The sequence below is a fragment of the Nocardioides lacusdianchii genome (genome assembly GCF_020102855.1).
Taxonomy (GTDB): Bacteria; Actinomycetota; Actinomycetes; order Propionibacteriales; family Nocardioidaceae; genus Nocardioides; species Nocardioides lacusdianchii.
On sequence record NZ_JADHZD010000014.1, the window covers coordinates 79011 to 92607 of the forward strand.

Below are 13597 nucleotides of genomic sequence, written 5' to 3' on the forward strand. Positions count from 1 at the left end.
GTTGGACGGGCCGGCCAACCGCGACCTGCGCTCGCGTGCGTGCTCACGATCGGCTAAAGCGCCTCTGCAGGATGGCCACAAGGGGAAGGACATCACGTCGCACGGTCGGTATGGCAAGCAGGAGGCCTAGATAAAGTCCGCCTGAGGTCGCTACCGCGGCGGCGAGCGCCGCGTGCTCCTGGAACGACGCGAGGGCGTCGTAGATGTATCGAGCGGCGGCAGCAGTCACCGTGGCAACGACGACGAAGCTCCCGCCTGAGAGCAGGAACTGCAGGCTGGGGAGGTGCGCAGTGCGCGACAGCCACCAGAGGTTGATCAACCAGGAGACAGCCAAGCTCGCAGTGACGGCCCACGCCACCCCCACCAGACCGCCCTGCGCCCCGACCACAATGGCCACGACTGTCCCGAGTTTGGTCACGACGTTGTAGCGCACCAGTTCATGGGTGAGGCCGAGTGAGAGGAACGCCCAGAAGCTGATGAAGCTGAGTTGCTGGAAGGCTCCACCGATCGCCAGTGCCTGGAACACCTGCCCGGTGCGCTCCCAGCCATCTCCCAGTACGACGCCCACGATGGGGCCGGCGAGGGCGGCGCACGTCATGAAGAACCAAGCCATGGGTGCTGCGATGAGTGTCTGGGCCCGTCGCAGGTACGTCGTGTAGGTGGGGAAGTCGTGCCTTGCGCGCGCGAGTAGCGGCACGGCGACGTTCGAGAGGGGGCCGAGCAACTGCTGCATGGGCGCGTTAAGCAGTTGGTAGCCGCGGTTGTAGTACCCGACGTCGGCGGTGCGAGCAGTGTATCCGAGGGCGACAGTGTCCGCGTTGCTGGCAACGAGCGACAGGATCTGCGCCGCGCTCAGCTGGACCCCGTAGACCACAAGTGGACGGGTTCCGGCGTTCTTGGCCGGGCGCACTGGAAGCCACCGGCTAAAGATGCCCTTGAGAACGAGGGCGCCACCACTGACTGTCAGGGCCTGTGCCACAAGCGCCCAGTAGCCCCAACCTGCGAGAGCCGCTGCGCAGCAAGCGACGAGCCCGGCCGCCTGTCCTGCCACGTCGGCGAGCACGAGTTGCGTGTAGCGCGAACGTCGGATTAGGTCGATCTGGAAGGAGGACTGGGCGGCGTTCAACAGGAACAGCGGCATCAGCGCGGCCAGCACCAGGCCGAGGTCTGACTGGCGGAAGATGTCGTCCGCGACCGTGGCAAATGCGACCCCGGCCGCCGCCAAGCCGGTCGAGAGCAGGACATTGAGCCAAAACAAGTTGGACTGCTGCTGTCGGCTGAGGGTGTCGGCCTGGATTGCGGCGGGGGTCAGTCCGAGGTCGCGGAGTACGTCACCGGTGGTCACGAAGACCTGCGCGATCGCCACGACACCGAAGGCTTCAGGCTCCAGCAGCCGGGACAGGATCACGAGCCCGAGGATCTGCAGAGCGATCCGAGCGCCCTGTCCGAATACCGTGATCGTGCCCCCTCGGAGGGCTCTGGAGACCAAGCCCCCCTCGGCCGTCACGAAGCGCGGACGTGGTCGAATTGCAGGCGGGCGAGCTTGGCGACGTCCTGGTGCGACTGACGCAGGCCGGGACGCAGGTCGTCGCTCATCAGCGCCGTGAGCGCGGACGCCGCCTCGACAGCCAAGCCGGGGCCGGCGTGCAGGGCGTACTGCTCCAGGTCAAACATGGACAGCATCCCCTCGACCTTGCCCTGGGTCGCGACCACGCACACCGGAGTGCCGTGGTTCAGGGCCAGGATCGACAGGTGCATCCGCGCCGTGAAGACAGCATCCGCGCGGGCAGCGAGCCACGACACCTCGGCCGGGGCGAGCTGCCGCGAGACGAGGGCGACAGCCTCGTCGTCGCGGAAGTCCTCGTAGATCTGGGTGCAGGCAGCCAGGTCATCGTCACCGGCCCGGAGGACGTGAGGGAGCAGCAGCACGGCCACGTCGGACCGCCTCAGTTCGCGCACAAGCTCCTGGTACTGCGACGTCCGGTCAACCGATGCCAGCAGCCCGCTGGCGTTCACGATGACGAGCCGGCGTCCGGACTGCGCCTCCGCCCAGGCCGAGAGGTCGGCGGGCGCTGAGCTCTGGTTGAAGGCGAACACCATGTCGGACACCTGCGTGCAGGCAATGCCCTGCTCGCGGAGCCGCGCCGCCGAGAACGGGTCACGGGAGTAGAGGTGCGTCGTGGGAGCGATGCGCGCGAGCGCCGATCCGGCGGCCGGGTGCGGCCGACCGTTCCAGCTGAAGCCCATCACCGCCGTCGTCGCGCCGGCGGCGTGGGCCATCTCCAGCGCGGAGCACCGCAGTACTGCCTCGCGTGGCGCGTATCCGCCGTCCATGATGTCCGCGCCCACGACCGAGCACGTCGCGGCTCGACCCACGAGCGCGAGGAAGCGTTGCCGTGACGCTCGCCGACGCAGGGGAAACCCGTCCACCAGGTTGGGGAGGTGCTCCAGCGTCGCCCTACCGGAGTGCCGTGACGGGATTGTCAGCGCTCCGGGACGGGCCACGATGACCGTGACCGGTCCCGAAGAGTTGTCGAGGAACGCCTCGAGCATCGCTTGATCGCCGATGTTGCCGAGGCCGACGGTGGCGATCAGGACGTGCCCCGATCGCTCCCCGGAACGCACGTGACCAGACGCGGTCCGTCGGTCCTGCCGGGTTTCCGCTGATAGGACCGCAGGCACGTTCGCCAGCCGCGTCGGGACACGACGGGCCAGACGCCAGGCAGGCCGCAGCGCGGCGCGAGCCAGACGACGGTGGAGGGGAGTGGTGTGAGGGGTGCTGCTATCAGCCATTGATCATGCCGGCGCCGACGGTGACGCCGGTAACCTCGTCGATCAGGATGAACGAGCCGGTGGTTCGGTTCTTCGAGTACGGGTCGCACAGCAGCGGCACGGTGGTGCGCAGCTGGACGCGGCCGATCTCGTTCAGGCCGAGCTCCTTGGTGTCCTGGTCACGGTGCAGAGTGTTGACGTCCAAGCGGTACTGGATGTCCTTGACCATCGCGCGGCCGGTGCGGGTGGTGTGCTTGATGGCCAGCTTCTGCCGCGGCTTGAGCGGCTCGTTGGTCATCCAGCAGATCATCGCGTCGATGTCCTGGCTGGGCTTCGGCGCGTTCTTCGGACGGGCGATCATGTCGCCGCGCGAGACGTCGACGTCGTCCTCGAGGTGGACGGTCACCGACATCGGCGGGAAGGCCTCAGCGACCTCTTGGTCGAAGAGCTCGACCTTGGCGATCTTCGACGGCATCCCGCTGGGGAGCACGACGATGTCGTCGCCCTTCTTCAGCACGCCGCCGGCGACCTGACCGGCGTACCCACGGAAGTCGTGGTAGGCGTCCGACTTGGGGCGGATGACGTACTGCACGGGGAACCGGGTGTCGACCAGGTCGCGGTCGGACGCGACGTGGACGTGCTCCAGGTGGTGCATCAGGGTGGGACCGGAGTACCACGGGGTGTTCTCGGAGCGGTTGACGACGTTGTCACCCTGCAACGCTGAGATCGGGATGACCTCGAGGTCGGGGATGTTGAGCTTCGTCGCGAACTGCGTGAACTCCTTGTGGATCTTCTCGTAGACCTCTTGCGACCAGTCGACGAGGTCCATCTTGTTGATCGCGAGCACCAGGTGCGGCACCCGCAGCAGGGAGAGCAGCACCGCGTGGCGGCGCGACTGCTCGGTGAGGCCCTGACGGGCGTCCACCAGCACGAGGCCGAGGTCGGCGGTCGAGGCGCCGGTGACCATGTTGCGGGTGTACTGGATGTGGCCGGGGGTGTCGGCGATGATGAACTTGCGCGTGGGCGTGGCGAAGTAGCGGTAGGCCACGTCGATCGTGATGCCCTGCTCGCGCTCGGAGCGCAGGCCGTCGGTCAGCAGCGCCAGGTCGGTGTAGTCATAGCCCTTGGACTGGCTGGTCGACTCCACCGCCTCGAGCTGGTCCTCGAAGATCGACTTGGAGTCGAGGAGCAGCCGCCCGATGAGAGTGGACTTGCCGTCGTCGACCGAGCCGGCGGTCGCGAAGCGGAGCAGGTCCATCTCGCCCTGGGCCATGGTGTGGGAGTCAGAGGTCTGGGGGGTGCTGGCCATCAGAAGTAGCCTTCCTTCTTGCGGTCTTCCATGGCGGCCTCGGAGAACCGGTCGTCGCCACGGGTGGCGCCACGCTCGGTCACACGCGCGATGGCGATCTCGTCGATGATGGCTGCGGTGTCGGTGGCCACCGACTCGACGCAACCGGTCTGGGTGCGGTCACCCACGGTGCGGAAGCGCACCATCTTCTTCTCGACCTGCTCGTTGCCCTTGGGCTGGATCTCCGGGCCAAGGGAGAGCAGCATTCCGTCTCGCTCGATGACGTCGCGCTCGTGGGCGAAGTAGATCGAAGGGATCTCGATCTGCTCGCGGTGGATGTAGTGCCAGATGTCGAGCTCGGTCCAGTTGGACAGCGGGAAGATCCGCATGTGCTCTCCGGCGTGGATACGACCGTTGTAGAGGCTCCACAGCTCGGGGCGCTGCATCTTGGGGTCCCACTGGCCGAAGTCGTCGCGGTGGGAGTAGACGCGCTCCTTGGCGCGGGCCTTCTCCTCGTCGCGGCGCCCGCCACCGAAGGCGGCGGTGAAGCCGTTCTCCTCGATGGCGCCGAGCAGCGTGCCGATCTGCATGCGGTTGCGGCTTGTCTTGCCGTCGTCGACCACGTGACCGGCGGCGATCGCCTCGTCGATCGTGGCGACGATGATCCGCGCGCCGAGCCGCTCCACCCACGAGTCGCGCGTGGAGAGCACCTCATCGAAGTCCAGGCCGGTATCGACCTGGAGCAGCGGGAAGGGGAGCTTGGCCGGGAAGAACGCCTTCTCCGCCAGGCGGAGCATGACGATCGAGTCCTTGCCGCCGGAGAACATCAGGACCGGCTTCTCGAACTCGGCGGCGACCTCACGGAAGATGTGGATCGACTCTGCCTCGAGCTGGTCCAGCTGACTCAGCTGGTAGTCGACGTGGGTGTTGGTCATGACGTGGCAAGGACCTCTCTAGGGACAGCAGCGCCCATCGTAGCGACGGCGCACGCCTCGGTGAATTCGCGTCACCGGGTGTCGTCGGCCAGACTCGACAGAATGAGCCGAAACCCCCGACTCGTGCCCGGTCCGCCCTCCTCCCGGCGCGCGCTCGGCGGGCTGCTGGCAGTGGCCCTCGTGGGCGCCGGCTGCTCGTCGGCGCGGGAGCAGGACGCCCCGCCGGCGTACGACACGGGCGACGCGGTGCAGGCGCGTGTGCTGCCCCAGCTCGCCGCCACCGGCGAGGACGTCGAGTCCGCCGACGAGGCCGCGTGGGTCGTGGACGCGACCGTGGCTGACGTCGACGCAGGCACGGCCGTCACCCTGGTCGCCGAGACCGGCGACGGCACGTGGGAGACCGTCTCGGAGGCGAAGACCGACGGCAAGGGACGCGTCTCGCTGACGTCTCCCGCCGACGGCGAGCTCCACGTCGTGGTCGGCGAGGGCGACGACGCGGTCGGTGCCTCGGTCGACACCTCGGACGCCCCGGAGGCCAGCTTCACCGACGACTTCGACGAGGACACCGTCGACGAGGCCGACGGCCCCTGGGTCACCCGCGACCAGGGCTACATCGGCGTACGCACGTGCTCGCGCGCCAGCGCCGACGCCGCCGAGGTCGCCGACGGCGTGCTGCGGCTGAGCGTGACCGAGGACCCCGACCGGCGCGGCGACGAGTGCCAGCTGCCGGGACGGCGCAAGAAGTTCCCCTACCGGCTCAACGGCCACGTCGGCACCGAGGCGTCGTACGCCTTCACCTACGGCTTCGCCGCGGCGCGGATCCGCACCCAGGCCGCGCGCGGTCAGCACTCCGCCTTCTGGATGCAGGCCGCCGGTGGCCAGCAGCCCGGCGGCCCCGCGAAGGGTGGCGCCGAGATCGACGTCATGGAGTACTTCGGCGACGACCACCCCGAGGGCGGGCTGACCAGCTTCACCTACTTCCTGGACGAGGCCGGCAAGAAGCAGACCGTGGGCGGCTGGCTGCCCGACGCCGAGGAGCTCGGCGACGACTGGGCGAGCGACTACCACGTCTTCTCGGTCGAGTGGACGCCCGACGAGTACGTCTTCCGCATCGACGGCCGCGTCACCCAGCGCCTCGAGGGTGAGACGTCCGGGCGCCCGGAGTTCCTGATCCTGAGCCTGCTGTCCTCGGACTACGAGCTGCCGCGCTTCAACGGTGAGCTGCCCGAGCACATGGACGTCGACTGGGCGCGGGTCTGGGAGACCGGGCCGCGCCCCTGATCCGTTCCCGGACGGGAACGTGACCTACAGTGGCGGATCCAGTTGGTCACAGGGGGAGTTTCTTCGTGGTTCGTTCAGTACGTCGTCGTTCGTATGCCCTTCTCGTCTCGTTCATTGCCGCACTGTTGGTGAGTTCTGTCGTTGCACTACCCGGTGCCGCGTCAGCTGCCGACCGGATCGGCCCCAGGTTCTTCGGCGTCGACCTCAGCATCAGTCCGACCGCGGTGTGGCCGGCTTTCAACCCGGGAGTGGTCCGCTCCGCGACCGCATGGTCGAGCATCGAGCGCTCACCAGGGGTCTACGACTGGTCCGGCCTCGACGCGAAGGTCGCGACGGCGGAGAAGAACAGCGCCCGACCCCTGCTGGTGATCGAGGGAACGCCGCGCTTCCACGCCACCGGAGCGGGAGAGCCGACGTACGCGTCCCCTCCGCGGTTGAGGGCCTACCGGAACTTCGTCCGGGCGCTCGTCCAGCGCTACCGCGCTCGCGTGGACTACCAGGTCTGGAACGAGGCGAACGTCAGCAACTTCTTCACCGGGACGCCGGCGCACATGGCGCAGATGACGGCCCGCCTGGGGCGCGCCGCGGACCAGTTCGCCCCCAAGGCGACCGTCGCGGCTCCGTCGTTCCCGCTGCGCGGCGAGCCGCAGTACTTCAAGGCGTGGTTCAAGGACTACTGGACCCAGCGTGTGCAGGGGCGCGCAGTCCACCGGTTCTTCGACGTGGCCAACCTCAGCGCCTACCCCATGCCCCGGGAGCGCCCCGAGGACGGCCTCGAGCTGACCCGGTGGACCCGGTCGACCGTGACCAGGCTCGGCTTCACGGGGCCGGTCTGGGCGACGGAGATCAACTACGGCGCCAACGGCCTCAAGCCCACGCCCCGCATCCGTTCAGGTCTGCAGGCCGCCTACGTGGTCCGCACCTACGTCCTCCATGCCGCGATGGGCGCTGACCGGGTGTACTGGTGGCGCTGGGAGAACCACCAGACCGTCAACACCCAGCTGCAGGACGGGTCGGGCAACCTCACCAGTGCCGGCAAGGCGTACGGCGTCGGGCAAGACTGGCTGCTGCGGACCAAGCCGAAGGGATGCAACATCGCCCGTGGTCTCTACTCGTGTGTCTTCAAGGCGCGCGGCGGCGTCGTACGCCACGTCTACTGGCAGCGCGCCGGCAAGCAGCGCACGGTCGCGGCTCCTGCCGGAGCCACGACTCGCACCAACGCGAAGGGCGTCGCGCGGAACATCAAGCCGGGCAGCCGTTTCCGCGTGGGAGCCTCGCCGGTCATGATCGAGACCGTGCGAGCTCGCTGACCTACTGTTCGACCGGCGAGGCCGGGGTGTCCAGGACGAGCGTGATCGGGCCGTCGTTGACGCTCTCGACCCGCATGTCCGCGCCGAAGCGGCCGCGCTCGACGTGGGCGCCCAGGCGCTCGAGCTCTTCGCAGACCGCGTCGTAGGCCGGCTCGCTGACCGAGCCCGGGGCAGCGGCCTGCCAGGTGGGTCGGCGGCCCTTGCGGGCATCGCCGTACAAGGTGAACTGGCTGACCACCAGCACCGGGGCGCCGACGTCGCTGGCGCTTTGCTCCTCGCGCAGCAGGCGCAGGTCCCAGATCTTGCGGGCGGTCCAGGCCACCTCGTCCGGCCCGTCGCCGTGGGTGACACCGAGGTAGACCAGGAGCCCCGGGCTGTCGATGCTCCCGACGACTTCGTCGTCGACCCGGACGCTGGCGGAGAGGACCCGCTGGATGACCGCACGCATGGGGACATGGTCTCGATACGCTCGCTCCGCTCGCTACTCGACCACCGAGGAAGTTATGTCTGACGCGTTGCTGATCACGGTCGCCCCCACCGGGGCCGAGACCGCCAAGGCCGACTGCCCGCAGCTCCCCACCACCCCGGAGGAGATCGCGCGCACGGCTGTCGACTGCGAGGCCGCCGGAGCGGCGATGATCCACCTCCACGTGCGCGACGGCGAGCACGCGCCGACGCTCGACCAGTCGCTGCTGCGCGAGTGGGTCGACGCGGTCCGCTCGAGCTCCTCCCTCGTCGTGCAGCTCTCGACGGGCGGGTCGGTGCACGACCCGCTGGACGAGCGGCTGAAGGTGCTCGACGCCGGGCCCGACTCGTGCAGCCTGACCATGGGCACCACGAACTTCGGCGACGACGTCTTCCTCAACCCCTGGCCCTTTGTGAAGGACCTCTACCAGCTCGCCCTCGAGCGCGGTGTGGCCCCGGAGTTCGAGCTGTTCGACCTCGGCCAGGTGCACGCGCTGGGTCGGCTGCTGAGCGGGTACGGCACCCCCGCGGGCGCCAAGGTCCACGTCGACTTCGTGATGGGCGTCCCCGGCGGCATGCCCGGCACCGCCCCGGCCCTCGTCGCCGGCGTCGCGGCCCTGCCGCCCGAGGTCACCTCGTGGTCGGCCACGGGCATCGGGCGCTCGACACTCGCGGTCGCGATGGCCTCGCTGTCCATGGGCGGGCACCTGCGCGTCGGCATGGAGGACGTGCTCACCATCAGCCGCGGCGTGCCCGTGGAGTCCAACGCCCAGCTCGTCGAGCGCGCGGTCGACCTGGGACGGATCGCGCAGCGTACGCCAATGACGCCTGCCCAGTGCCGCGAGCTGCTCGGCCTGGGCTGAGGAGCGTGCTCGCATGAGCGGCCCGCGCCAAACTGGCCTCCGTGCCCTGTCCTGGCTCGGGATGATCATCCTCCTGGCGATCGGACTGCCCCTCCTCGGAGCGGGTCTCGTCGGCGTCGGGACCGGGCGGGGTCGCTCGCTCCTGGTCGCGGGCCTGGCGCTGTTGGTCTGCGCGGCCGGCGGTGCCGGTCAGGAGGTGGTCGCGCGGCGGGTCCGACGCGCACCTCCCCAGCCCCGACTCGCCCAGCTCGAGGGGGAGGCAGCCCTCCACCTGCCCCGCCACCCGGGCCCGACCGCGGTCTCCACGTGGACGCTCGTCGGGCTGGCGGCCGTCGCCGCGCTCGCCGCGGTCGTGGCCGCCGTCGACTCCGCGTGGGGATGGACGGTCACGATGGCCGTCGTGGCCCTGCTGCTCGCGTGGTCGAGCGGCGTGGCGGGCGGCGTACGAGCCGGTGGCTTGTGGCTGTCGCCCACCCGACTCGTGCACGAGGACCGCACCTCCCGTGTGGAGCTGTCCTGGGACGACGTGACGGGTGTGGTCCCGCAGCAGCCGATGCCGGTGCTCGTGCGGCCCGACCGCTCGCCGCTGGTGACGCGCACCGGCCCCCGCGGCCGGTCATGGCGCGCCGCGACACGTGACGGGACGCTGGTGGTCGACACCGCGCACCTCGCCGGCGGGGCTGAGGTGGCGGCCTACGTGATCGCGCGCGCGATCACCGATCCGGCCTCGCGCGCGGCGCTCGGCACCGAGCACAGCCTCCCGCCGGACCAGGCGCGGGCCTAGGAGTCGTCGACCTTCTTCATCCCGACGAGCCCGGGCTTGTAGGAGGGGTCCTCGAGCTGGGCGATGGTGGGGGAGCCGAACATCGGCAGGCCCTGCTGCTTGCGCAGGAAGCCCCACACGACCGGGAGCACCAGCAGCACCGCGATGCCGACGCCGGCGATGAGGACCGGGTGGGTCTCCTCCACGCCGAGCGGGGCCCAGCCGGACTTGTCGAGCAGCGCGACGCCGCTCATGGTCAGCACGACCACGATGCCGCGCCGGATGAAGGACTGCGGCACGCGCGGGGCGAGGATCGATCCCAGGATGGTGCCCGGCACGGAGCCGATGACCAGGGGGGTGAGGATCTCCCAGTCGATGCCGTGCAGCGCGATGTTGGAGATCGCCGCGGCCAGCACCAGCGGCACGGCCTGCACGAGGTCGGTGCCGACGAGCTTCACCGCGGAGAGCCCGGGGTAGAGCATCAGCAGCGCGATCATGATGACCGAGCCCGAGCCGACGCTGGTGACGCCGACCAGGAGGCCGCCGAGCATGCCGACCAGCAGGGTCGGCACGACGCGGATCGACGGGTTGTCGTCCGTGACGTGGGTGCCCGAGCGCACGCGGAGCAGGTTGACGTAGAGGCGCAGGGCGTACGTCGCCGCAGCGAGCAGCAACGCGAACCCGATGCAGATCACGAGGACGAAGTTGAGCTGGTCGACGTCGTCGGTGAGCCACGCCACGAGGTGCGGCCCGAGCAGGGCCATCGGGATCGAGCCGATCATCAGCCACTTGGCGAGCTGCATGTTGGGCGAGCCCTCGCGCTGGTGCACGATCGCGCCGCCGGTCTTGTAGATCGCAGCCGCCGTGAGGTCGGCGGTGACCACGACGGCCGGGGAGCCGACGCCGAGGAACAGCAGCGCGGGCGTCATCAGGGCGCCGCCACCCATGCCGGTGAGGCCGACGACGATGCCGACGAAGAACCCGGCGGCGAGGATCGAGAAGAAGGCTGCTGTGATCCAGTCCATCAGCGCGTCTCCTCCGACGGGGCACGGCCGGTCAGGCGCGGCACGATCACGCTCAGCATGGCAGTGATTGTGCCGGTTGCCTGCTGGGCGGCCGCCTTCCCGCGCCGGTAGGGGTCGGCGACGTCGTGCTCGGGGGCCGACGGCGTACGCCGCTGGCCGGCCGCGGCCACGAGCTCGCGCCCGCTGAGGCCGGGCTGCTCGCCAGCGATCGCCTCGAACTGGCCGAGCGTGAAGACCTTGCGGTGCAGCTGCGGGAAGTCGTCGAGGATGTGCTGGCGGTGCACCGACTCCGCGGTCAGCACGAGGTCCGCGTCGTCGAGCACGGCTGCGGTGAGGTGGCGGCTGCGGAACCCGCGCGCCATCCCCTCGGGCAGCAGCGCACGCATCTCGGAGTTCATCGGGTGCCCGTCGCGGGCGTGCGTGCCCGTGCTGCTGAAGACGACGTCGGCATCGCCCGCGAGGTCACGCGCGATCAGCTCCATCGCGGGCGAGCGGCAGATGTTGGCGGTGCACACGAAGAGCACCCGCAACGGCTCAGCCATGCGACGACTCGAGGTGGAGGTAGCCGGCCTCGTCGAGGGCGACGAGGACGTCGCTGAGTGCGTCCTCGATCGTGCGTCCGGTCGTGTCGACGCGGACGGCAGGGTCGGTCGGCTCCTCGTAGGGCGAGGAGATGCCGGTGAACTCGGGGATCTCGCCGGCGCGCGCCTTGGCGTAGAGGCCCTTGCGGTCGCGCCGCTCGCACTCCTCCAGCGGCGTGGCGACGTGGACCAGGAAGAAGGCGCCGCCGGCGGCCTCGACCATCTCCTGCACCTGCTCACGGGTCTCGGCGAACGGCGCGATCGGCGAGCAGACGGCGACGCCGCCGTGGCGCGCGATCTCGGCGGCGACCCAGCCGATGCGGCGGATGTTGGTCTCCCGGTCGGCCTTCGAGAAGGTCAGGCCCGCGGACAGGTGGCGGCGTACGACGTCGCCGTCGAGGCTGGTGACCGAGCGGCCGCCCTGCTCGAGGAGGAGGTCCATGAGGGCGCGGGCGAGCGTGGACTTGCCGCTGCCGGAGAGCCCGGTGAAGAAGAGGACGAGGCCCTGCTCCTCGGGCTCGGGGCGGTCCTCCTCGACGATCGCGGCGATGGGGGTGGGCAGGGCGGAGTCGGAGGCGTCGGCCAGCGCGTGGACGGGGTCGCCCGCGGCGTAGTTGTCGACGACGCGGACCCCGAGGGCGTGGTCGGCGTCCGCGTCGCCGTGGGACGGCAGCGGAACCGCGACCACGCTCGCCTCGTCGAGCCGGTCGGCCGCCGCCAGCGTCGCGCGGACCAGCGCGACAGGGGAGAGCGCGGCGGTGCCGGTGCCGCTCAGGGCGAGCAGCACCACGCGGCCCAGGCCGCGCAGCTCGGCGAGCTCGGCGTCGGAGAGCGCGTCGGTGACGGGCACGAAGGTGGCGCCGGCGTGCTGCTCGCGGACCTGGGTGGGCGTGAGGTGCAGCCGGCGGAAAGGGCCGTACTGCGCGTGGGTGAGCGGCTCCAGCGAGCCGTCCGCGCCGACCCGCGCCAAGGGGAGGCCCTCGGGGTCGACGAGCTCGGCCTCGGTCGCGCCGTCGGGCAGCTCGAGCGTCACCGCGCTGCCGGGTTCGTTGAAGCGGGTCGACGGTGCGTAGGCACCGGAGACGAGGAGCTCCAGGTCGTCGAGCTCGGTCGGCGTGGGGCAGTGCTGGATCACCCGCGCATCCTCTCACTGTGCAGGTGGGCCGACCGCGTTGAGTAGCCTGCGGACCATGTTGTCTGCTGCCCCCGCCACGCCCCGGACCGGCCTGCCGGTCGTCGCCGAGATCATTCGCTCCGGCTTCGTCGAGGGCCACCACTACGGATCGATCGTCGCGCTCGCTGCCGACGGGACGGTCGACTGGTCCGTCGGCGAGGTCACCGTGCCGGTGCTGCCGCGCTCGAGCAACAAGCCGGTGCAGGCGCTCGCGATGGTGGAGCTCGGCCTCGACCTGCCGCCGGACCTGCTGGCCCTGGCCTGCGCATCGCACTCGGGGGAGTCGTTCCACGTCGAGGGAGTACGCCGCACGCTGGCCTCGGCGGGTCTCGACGAGTCGGCCCTGCAGACGCCCCTCGACTACCCGCTCGACGACGCCGCCCGCGAGAAGGTGATCCGCGAGGGCGGGACCCGGTCGTCGATCCTGATGAACTGCTCGGGCAAGCACGCGGCGATGCTGGCCACCTGCGTGCTGAAGGGGTGGGACACCGCGACCTACCTCCACGCCGACCACCCGCTGCAGGTCGCGATCGCCGCGACCTTCGCCCGGGTGACGGGCGAGCCCGTGGACACCATCGCCGTCGACGGCTGCGGGGCCCCGCTGCTGTCCACCTCGCTGGTCGGGCTGGCGCGCGCCTTCGCGACCCTCGCCACGGCGACCGACGGCCCGGAGCGGACCGTGGCCGAGGCGATCCGTCGCCACCCCGACCACGTCAGCGGCACGACCCGCGACGAGCTCGCGCTGCACCGCGCGATTCCCGGCCTGATCGGCAAGGCCGGCGCCGAGTCCTGCTACGTCGTGGCCATGCCCGACGGCCGTGCCTGGGCGCTGAAGACCGACGACGGGGCCCCCCGTGTGCGCCCGGTGCTGATGGCCGAGGCGCTGCGGCGCTCGGGGGTGCTGGAGGAGGACGGTGTCGACGCGGCCGCGGTCGAGGCCACCGGCCACCACGAGCTCCTGGGTGGCGGCGTACCCGTCGGGGTGATCCGTGCTGCCTTCTAGCGGCGGCTGACTAGTTGTGATGCCCAGCCAGGTTGTCCAACCTGGTGATGGGTGTGGCCTTCCCGATTGCTGAGTGGGGCCGGTGGTGGTTGTACTCGTGGACCCATGCTGGCAGAGCCGCGAGTCGGGCTGACTCG

General features: G+C 70.3%; 14 protein-coding genes. 5 read left to right on the plus strand and 9 right to left on the minus strand.

What is annotated here, in order from left to right:
* Positions 1–43 precede the first annotated feature (43 nt).
* The 4 genes from IRX98_RS17740 to cysD all read right to left on the minus strand — a co-directional run bounded on the left by IRX98_RS17740 (position 44) and on the right by cysD (position 4995).
* Positions 44–1507 carry a lipopolysaccharide biosynthesis protein gene (locus IRX98_RS17740; RefSeq protein WP_224279015.1) on the minus strand — a complete coding sequence of 488 codons (1464 nt, stop codon included), beginning with the start codon at positions 1505–1507 and terminating at the stop codon, positions 44–46.
* The gene (locus IRX98_RS17745; protein ID WP_224279017.1) at positions 1504–2625 is read right to left on the minus strand and encodes a polysaccharide pyruvyl transferase family protein; all 1122 of its coding nucleotides are present in this window, start codon (positions 2623–2625) and stop codon (positions 1504–1506) included. Before IRX98_RS17745 ends, IRX98_RS17740 begins: the two co-directional genes overlap by 4 nt.
* 160 nt (positions 2626–2785) lie before the next feature.
* Positions 2786–4081: a sulfate adenylyltransferase subunit CysN gene (gene cysN, locus IRX98_RS17750; RefSeq protein ID WP_224279019.1), complete on the minus strand. Its 1296-nt coding sequence runs from the start codon at positions 4079–4081 to the stop codon at positions 2786–2788.
* Entirely contained in the window at positions 4081–4995 is a 915-nt protein-coding gene (gene cysD, locus IRX98_RS17755) for a sulfate adenylyltransferase subunit CysD (RefSeq protein WP_224279021.1), read from the minus strand. The genes cysN and cysD overlap by 1 nt, the downstream gene beginning before the upstream one ends.
* A gap of 102 nt (positions 4996–5097) precedes the next feature.
* Here cysD and IRX98_RS17760 point away from each other — a divergent pair, with 102 nt between their 5' ends.
* Positions 5098–6276 carry a glycoside hydrolase family 16 protein gene (locus IRX98_RS17760; RefSeq protein WP_224279023.1) on the plus strand — a complete coding sequence of 393 codons (1179 nt, stop codon included), beginning with the start codon at positions 5098–5100 and terminating at the stop codon, positions 6274–6276.
* Between the two features lie 128 nt (positions 6277–6404).
* The gene (locus IRX98_RS17765; RefSeq protein WP_224279025.1) at positions 6405–7586 is read left to right on the plus strand and encodes a glycoside hydrolase family protein; all 1182 of its coding nucleotides are present in this window, start codon (positions 6405–6407) and stop codon (positions 7584–7586) included.
* 1 nt (position 7587) lies between these two features.
* Here IRX98_RS17765 and dtd read toward each other — a convergent pair whose 3' ends face one another.
* Positions 7588–8034 carry a D-aminoacyl-tRNA deacylase gene (dtd, locus tag IRX98_RS17770; protein ID WP_224279027.1) on the minus strand — a complete coding sequence of 149 codons (447 nt, stop codon included), beginning with the start codon at positions 8032–8034 and terminating at the stop codon, positions 7588–7590.
* A gap of 55 nt (positions 8035–8089) precedes the next feature.
* Here dtd and IRX98_RS17775 point away from each other — a divergent pair, with 55 nt between their 5' ends.
* Together IRX98_RS17775 and IRX98_RS17780 are read left to right on the plus strand one after the other, a co-directional pair.
* Entirely contained in the window at positions 8090–8914 is an 825-nt protein-coding gene (locus tag IRX98_RS17775; protein ID WP_224279029.1) for a beta-keto acid cleavage family enzyme, read from the plus strand.
* A gap of 13 nt (positions 8915–8927) precedes the next feature.
* Complete coding sequence (locus IRX98_RS17780; protein WP_224279031.1) at positions 8928–9698, plus strand: hypothetical protein; 771 nt, start codon at positions 8928–8930, stop codon at positions 9696–9698.
* Here IRX98_RS17780 and IRX98_RS17785 read toward each other — a convergent pair.
* Genes IRX98_RS17785 through cysC form a run of 3 tightly spaced genes read right to left on the minus strand, consistent with a single transcriptional unit; the run spans position 9695 to position 12418 of the window.
* Positions 9695–10702, minus strand: coding sequence for a sulfite exporter TauE/SafE family protein (locus IRX98_RS17785; protein WP_224279033.1), 1008 nt, complete (start codon positions 10700–10702; stop codon positions 9695–9697). The genes IRX98_RS17780 and IRX98_RS17785 overlap by 4 nt on opposite strands.
* Positions 10702–11244, minus strand: a complete 543-nt coding sequence (locus tag IRX98_RS17790) for an arsenate reductase/protein-tyrosine-phosphatase family protein (RefSeq protein WP_224279035.1) — start codon at positions 11242–11244, stop codon at positions 10702–10704. Before IRX98_RS17790 ends, IRX98_RS17785 begins: the two co-directional genes overlap by 1 nt.
* Positions 11237–12418: an adenylyl-sulfate kinase gene (gene cysC, locus IRX98_RS17795; RefSeq protein WP_224279037.1), complete on the minus strand. Its 1182-nt coding sequence runs from the start codon at positions 12416–12418 to the stop codon at positions 11237–11239. Before cysC ends, IRX98_RS17790 begins: the two co-directional genes overlap by 8 nt.
* Positions 12419–12473: 55 nt before the next feature.
* Between cysC and IRX98_RS17800 the strand changes: the two genes are divergently transcribed.
* On the plus strand, positions 12474–13460 hold the full coding sequence (locus IRX98_RS17800) for an asparaginase (RefSeq protein ID WP_224279045.1): 987 nt from the start codon (positions 12474–12476) through the stop codon (positions 13458–13460).
* Between the two features lie 10 nt (positions 13461–13470).
* On the opposite strand, the gene IRX98_RS17805 is transcribed toward IRX98_RS17800, so the two are convergent.
* Positions 13471–13597: integrase core domain-containing protein (locus IRX98_RS17805; RefSeq protein WP_224279050.1), on the minus strand; the 127-nt coding region annotated here is incomplete at its 5' end.

Coding starts and splice junctions, on each gene's coding strand:
- dtd (WP_224279027.1), bottom strand. CDS start 8,034: ATGCGTGCGGTCATCCAGCGGGTCCTCTCCGCCAGCGTCCGGGTCGAC.
- IRX98_RS17785 (WP_224279033.1), bottom strand. CDS start 10,702: ATGGACTGGATCACAGCAGCCTTCTTCTCGATCCTCGCCGCCGGGTTC.
- cysN (WP_224279019.1), bottom strand. CDS start 4,081: ATGGCCAGCACCCCCCAGACCTCTGACTCCCACACCATGGCCCAGGGC.
- IRX98_RS17780 (WP_224279031.1), top strand. CDS start 8,928: ATGAGCGGCCCGCGCCAAACTGGCCTCCGTGCCCTGTCCTGGCTCGGG.
- cysD (WP_224279021.1), bottom strand. CDS start 4,995: ATGACCAACACCCACGTCGACTACCAGCTGAGTCAGCTGGACCAGCTC.
- IRX98_RS17760 (WP_224279023.1), top strand. CDS start 5,098: ATGAGCCGAAACCCCCGACTCGTGCCCGGTCCGCCCTCCTCCCGGCGC.
- IRX98_RS17790 (WP_224279035.1), bottom strand. CDS start 11,244: ATGGCTGAGCCGTTGCGGGTGCTCTTCGTGTGCACCGCCAACATCTGC.
- IRX98_RS17800 (WP_224279045.1), top strand. CDS start 12,474: ATGTTGTCTGCTGCCCCCGCCACGCCCCGGACCGGCCTGCCGGTCGTC.
- IRX98_RS17775 (WP_224279029.1), top strand. CDS start 8,090: ATGTCTGACGCGTTGCTGATCACGGTCGCCCCCACCGGGGCCGAGACC.